Raw genomic sequence first — 6,440 nt, forward strand, 5'->3', positions numbered from 1 at the left:
CTTGGATGCTATCGCCCAGCCCGGCTGTTGGCAAGTTGACTAACAGTGGAGAACTCTTCTCCAGGTTTTATGGAAATTTCTCTTGCCCAGTTGCGTGGGCGGCGTTAGAACAGACACTTCACGAAAGTAAGAAATTCCCCCAAACTCTACCGGGCCGTACGGAGGCCCGGATTTTCCCACGCCTGTTGCCAACAATTTTCGTAGAGGTCTATGGCATTGAAGAAACTTCTGTCTCGATTCATCGCTGTCTTTGTGTGTTTGTTTGCCGCGACAAGCCTGCTGGCGCAGGCAAACCACGTTGTCATCTCCCAGGTCTATGGTGGCGGCGGCAATTCGGGCGCAACGTTGAAGAACGACTTTGTCGAGCTTTTCAACCCGACAGCGAACAGTGTCGATCTGTCGAATTACAACCTGCTTTATGGTTCAGCCGGCGCGACGTGGACGGTTTATAGCTTCACAGGATCGAACCTTACGGTTGCATCAGGTTCCTATTTTCTGATTCAGGGCGCTGCGGGCTCCGGTGGAACCGCTTCACTTCCGACACCAGATGCCACCTCTTCCGCTTCACTTGGATCCAGCGCAGGTATCATCGCCCTTATTCCCAAGACAGCTTCCGCCCCTGCGCGTGGAGCCTGCCCCACTTCATCTCTGGATCTCGTTGGATATGGCAACACCACCGGCAATTTGGCGGTGTGTTATGAGGGCGCCGGTGCTGCGCCAACCCTGTCAAATACGTCTGCGGCGCTTCGCACCGACATCAGAAACGACTCAGATAATAACGGCGCTGATTTTCAGTCCGGCGCGCCGAATCCGCATAACTCAGGAAATACCGCGCCACCTCCGGCGCCTGTCTCAGTTSCGATTCATACGCTGCAAGGGAGCAAGCCGCTGAATGCGACGACGGTCTCACCGTATGTCGGACAGCAGGTGATTCTCTCAGGCATTGTGACGGGAGTGGGATCGGCAGGCTACTTCATTCAGGCGCCTGACTCTTCCGCTGATAACGATCCATCTACTCCGGAAGGTGTTTACATCTTCACCGGCTCTGGCAAAGTACCGTCCGTTGCAGTCATCGGCAATCTGGTTTCAGTGACGGGCACAGTTGCAACCTATCCGGCCGCAACCGCGAGCCACACTCCAGCTACTGAAATTACTGGATCGACCGCTACCCTGGTTTCATCCTCACAGGCTTTGCCGACTCCGATCACGCTGACGGCTTCCATGCTCACACCCAGCGGCGGCATCTATCAGATGGCGCGCTATGAGGGCATGCGCATCGCTATCTCAACGCTGAATGCGATCACGGGCACTGACGGCAGCATTACCGAGGCTTCAGCGACGGTAAGTTCGAATGGCCAATTCTATGCAGTTCTTCCGGATTACCCTCGTCCGTTCCGTGAGCCGGGCATCGACATTCGCGATGCTGCTGTGCCGAACACTCCAGCGAACGTTGCGCATTTCGATGACAACCCTGAGCGCCTGTTGATGGATTCGACCTTCCTGGGAGGAAGCGCGATCAATCTCGAGACCGGCACCGTGGTTAGCAATGTGACCGGGGTTGTCGATATGACGTACAGCTCGGATTCGTACTACGATCCGGCACGCATTCTCGTCGACAAGAGCTATACGCCTTCACTCACGGCTCCATCGAAGACCTACACCGTCTCCGCGCAGGGTTCCAGCGAGTTTACGGTGGCCACCTACAACGTCGAGCGCATGTTCGATACGGACGCGAGCGACAACAAGTACTACGATCCGGTCTCGCAGTCGGTGAAGACCTCATCGGCTGTGAACCTGAGCTCCACCGCCTTCGACAAGCGCATTACCAAGATCGCGATGGGTGTTCTGCAGAACCTGAAGACGCCCGATATCGTCGGTCTGGAAGAGATCGAAAACCAGGGTGTGGCTCAGGCTATCGCGGCGAAGATCTCGACGCTGGCGTCCACGCTAAATATCGCCGACCCCGGTTATGTTGGCTATGGTGTCTCGGCGAGCGCCAGCACCTACACCTCGGACATCGGTGGCATCTCCACCGGCTTCCTGGTGAAGGCGAGCAAGGTCCATGTGACCAGCACGCAGCAGATGGGCCAGAACGAGACCTTCCAGAACCCGGACGATAACTCCACCACGACGCTGAATGACCGTCCTGCATTCCTACTGAAGGCTGGCATCAGCCGTGGCACGGGTGTGAAGGACTACCCGGTGACGGTGATCGTCAATCATCTGCGTTCGCTCTCTGGCATTTCGGACGCGAGCAACTACACCCGCTATAAGAAAGAGCTACAGGCCGAGTCGCTGGCGAAGATCATCCAGGCAGCGCAGGTCAACGGAGAGCACGTGATCTCGGTGGGCGACTACAACGCCTTCGAGTTCTCCGATGCATACACGGACACGCTGGGTACGGTGACCGGACGCATCCTTCCCCCGGACCATGTCGTACAGCCCGGTACAGCAATCACCAACCCGTTTGCTACGGATCTGATCACGTTGCGTCCTGCCTCTGAGCGCTGGACGTACAGTGAGTTCGGCAGCGCGCAGGTGCTGGATCATATCGTTGCAACGCAGGACCTGGTCGGCGGAGCTCGCGTTGAGGTAGCTCATATCAATGCCGATCAGCCGCTGGTGAACTATGCGGACGGGACCACTGCCTTCCGCGCCTCGGATCACGATCCAGTCAACGGCTACTTCACGCTTCCATCGGCGGTGCTGAGCGGTACCATCACGCCTGCTTCGGTGAGCTTTGGAGCAGTCAATCTTGGGTCGACATCGGCTGGTCAAAATCTCGTTCTTACCAACACCGGTGAGGGGGCGTTGCTGGTGACCAGCGGAACCATCACCGGAGACTTTGCCTACTCCACCACCTGCAACACCACAGGTGCGGCCATCAACAGCACCTGCGGTGTGAACGTGACCTTTACACCGACTGGAGTTGGAACGCGTACCGGAACGTTGACGTTGAAGACCAATGGAGGACAGACCTTCACGATCCAGCTCAGCGGCGCGGGTACCGACTTCACCTCCACCGGAAGCTCTGGTACATCGGTCTCGCTTACGGTTTCGGCTGGCGATACGGCGACGCTGCCGCTGACCTTTACAGCGATGGGCGGATTCAGCGGAACGGTCAGTATTAGCTGTGCGCTGACGAAGCCCGCTCCGGGTGTGGTGTGCAACACGCCGGCCAACTTCCCATTGACCGGCACGACAACACAGAACGTGACCTTCACCACGACGACGCGCAATGTCGCGAGCGGTGTGGCGATTGGCTCCCGCTCTGGGATCGGCATAGCACTGAGCATCACATTTGGCGCCATCGTGATGGTGTTTGCTGGACGCACACGCCGCTTCGCGCGGCAGGCTGGTCTGTTGCTGGTACTGCTCGGCGTAACCTTCGCAGCGATCGGATGCGGTGACAACAAGCCATCTGCCAACCCTCTCGGAACACCCGCAGGGGCTTACACCTATACGGTGACTTCAACCAGTGGCTCGCTTTCACACTCGGTCGTTGTAACCCTCAATGTGCAATAACAAAATTTATTAGGCCGGAATCATCAAAAAAGGTGCGCCTTTCCGGCGCACCTTTTTCTTTTTCCGATGAGGAAAAATTCCTCCCTTCTCCGTAGGCAACCGTCACCGGGCTGATGTACTATTCCCGCTCAACCGCTTCCCGGAGGGATGCGCTTTTGACCCCGCAACGCCATCTCCGCTGCTACTTCCCCGTCTATGCACTTCCCGGCATGGGTCCCTTCCCCTATGGAGCCATGCAGGCTATTCGCGATGCGGGCTACGAAGGCGTGCAGTTTCACGATCCGCTGCAGGGGCCTGAGCTCGAACAGGCGCTGAATCTTGGTCTCGGAGCAGCCGGTACCGGCCACATCAAAAGTGCGCACGACGCCATTCGTCTCGCCTCAGAGGCGCGGCTGGCCGGTCTGGAAAGTGTTACGGTCGGTCTCGGCACAGGTTTGGAAGAGGATGATGTGGCTGTGCGCCTGATTGAAGCTGTGCTGAACGCCTCCGTCAAGTACAGTGTGCCGCTCTATGTGGAGACGCGGCGCGCAACGCTCTTTCAGGATATGTGGCGAGCCGTGACATTTCACCGCCGCTTTCCGATGCTGGAGTTCAACGGAGACTTCTCGCACTGGTACACCGGCCAGGAGATGGTCTTTGGCGGTTTTGAAGAGAAGGTCGCGTTTCTGCAGCATCTTCTCGGCAGTGTGCGTTTTCTTCATGGCCGTATCGGCGATTCTGAGACGATGCAGGTCAACCTCGGAAGCGGCGACATCGATATTCATCCCGGCATCGCACACTTCCGCGCTCTCTGGAGACGCGTGTTTCGAGGGTTCCTGACATCAGAGACAACACGTCAGCCCTTCCTGACCTTTGCGCCGGAATTGCTGCCTCCGCGAGGCATTGTTGCAGAGGCACGTGAGGAGTTCGATCGCTGGCAGCAATCGCTGCTGCTCTGCCGCATCGCGGAAGAGTGCTTCAGGGAATCCGTGCTGGAGCTTGGCCGGCCTGCGGCCGACGCTGTGAAGCGTGTGCGCCGCACGGCGTAGCGCTTTTTTGTTTGTCATTTCGCAGCGAAGCGGAGAAATCTGCTTCTCTCATTTTTCTTCGCCGGATGCCCCATCTCGGGGTCCCCAGAGAACTTGTTCTCTGGGGTGAACGCTCGCAACGCTAGGGTGGGTTAGGAATACCCTGTAGATCATTACGATGCGGCCGTCGCTCAGGCGTACGGCGTCGATGCCGGAGCTGGGGTTCGGCAGATCGATATAGCGCGCCTGTGTCCAGGTAACACCGTTATCCATCGAATCGGCTACTGCGATGCGGGCCGCCTGGCTGTGACTGCGCGCGTACAGGCGAAGATGCTTCTTCCCCATATCCACAATCGCCGGCTGGATGATGCCAATGTTGGTGGATGGCGGCGGATAGAGCTTTTCGTCGGCTCCGTCGACGCCTTCTCCTTTGGCGACATTCCCAAGCGCTTGCGCCGCCTTCGACTCCGCAGTCGGCAGGTCGAGCGAGTCCGGGACGGTAATAGGACCGATCTTTGCCCACGTTTTGCCGTTGTCGGTCGAGCGTTCAATCCACGCAGCCCAGCCCGCGGCGCTCTCAATCGAGCTGCCGGCGACGATGGTTCCATCGGCCAGGATGAGAGGCTTGGCGCGCACCGGGCCGATCAGGCCGGCGGGCAGCTTCTCCACCGTTGACCAGGTCTTACCTTCATCGTTGCTGGACATACGCGCTGCTGCCCATTCCGCAGGCGCTTTGCCGTACTTGTAGTAGAGCCAGAGTGTTCCATCTTTCGTATGAAAGAGCACCGGGTTCCAGCAGGGAGTATTGGGCTCACGTGCCAGTTCGACGGGTTTGGACCAGCCGGAGGCGCTGCGGACTGCTCCCCAGATGGCAACGTCGTTCGCTCCCTCTCTGGCTCCGCCGAACCACGCGGCCATCAGCGTGTGGTCTTTCAATTCCACGATGGTTGAGGCGTGGCTCTCAGGAAAACTGGTCGAGCCCGGCTGAAAGATGAACTCGCCAATGGTTTGGGCAGCAGCTGGAAGAAACGAGGCGACAAGAACGGCAGCGGAAAGCAGATGACGCAGACGCAAGGCAGTTAAAACCTCCGCGTATCAGGATACAGTCGGAAGGCTTACATGTTCACTATCATTTGTCGACAAATGATCGGCAAAATGAACGCAGTTGCGCCCGTTCATCTTCGCCCGGTAAAGAGCGCTATCCGCACGGCCCAGGGGGAACTCCACGTCGCCGCTCCATTCCGGGCTGTCCATGGTGAATGCACCGATGCTGATGGTGATGTGCAGAGGCCCCGCGGAGGTCTCGATCGGCTTTGACCGTACCGCATCCAGAATGTGGCCGGAGCGGTGACGAAGCTGCTCACTTCCGCAGCCGCTCAGAACCACAACAAACTCCTCACCGCCGTAGCGGCCCACTCCATCAAACGGACGGATAGCCTCCTTAAGGCGATGAGCCAGCTCACGAAGGACCTGATCGCCTACCAGGTGTCCATGGGCGTCGTTGACCTGTTTGAAATGGTCGACATCGCAAAGCAGAACCGAGAGCGGTGTGCGCTCGCGCCGGCAGCGGGCCATTTCGGCTTTCATGAAGTTCAACACCGCCCCGCGGTTCAGCAAACCGGTCAGGGCATCGTGTGTGGCTCGCATGCGCATCTCTTCCCGGGCCTCGACGAGCTTATCTTCGAGCATAAGAATCCGCAGGCCGGTGCGCAGGCGAGCCTTCAGCTCGTCTGAGTTGCATGGCTTTGTCAGGTAGTCATCCGCGCCCGCCTCCAGGCCCTGAATGACGTCGGTGCGGTCCTGGCGCGAGGTAAGCAGTGTCAGGTAAACGTACGACCCTTCCTGGCGAGCGCGAAGCTGCCTGCAGACCTCGGGACCGTCGATGCCGGGCATCATCCAGTCCAGCAG

At 58.5% G+C, this 6,440-nt stretch carries 4 protein-coding genes; 2 read left to right on the forward strand and 2 right to left on the reverse strand.

Annotated elements, in window-relative coordinates; translation table 11 throughout:
* The first annotated feature begins 210 nt into the window (after positions 1–210).
* Positions 211–3,525 carry a choice-of-anchor D domain-containing protein gene (locus AB4043_RS15210; protein WP_442307426.1) on the forward strand — a complete coding sequence of 1,105 codons (3,315 nt, stop codon included), beginning with the start codon at positions 211–213 and terminating at the stop codon, positions 3,523–3,525.
* A 155-nt stretch (positions 3,526–3,680) separates the two neighbouring features.
* Positions 3,681–4,553: a hypothetical protein gene (locus AB4043_RS15215; RefSeq protein ID WP_442307427.1), complete on the forward strand. Its 873-nt coding sequence runs from the start codon at positions 3,681–3,683 to the stop codon at positions 4,551–4,553.
* Between the two features lie 48 nt (positions 4,554–4,601).
* Here AB4043_RS15215 and AB4043_RS15220 read toward each other — a convergent pair whose 3' ends face one another.
* Complete coding sequence (locus AB4043_RS15220; protein WP_442307428.1) at positions 4,602–5,606, reverse strand: sialidase family protein; 1,005 nt, start codon at positions 5,604–5,606, stop codon at positions 4,602–4,604.
* 21 nt (positions 5,607–5,627) lie between these two features.
* Positions 5,628–6,440 (reverse strand): GGDEF domain-containing response regulator (locus AB4043_RS15225; RefSeq protein ID WP_442307429.1); only part of this gene is annotated, 813 nt, incomplete at its 5' end.

The organism is Terriglobus sp. YAF25 (assembly GCF_052113305.1).
GTDB lineage: Bacteria > Acidobacteriota > Terriglobia > Terriglobales > Acidobacteriaceae > Terriglobus.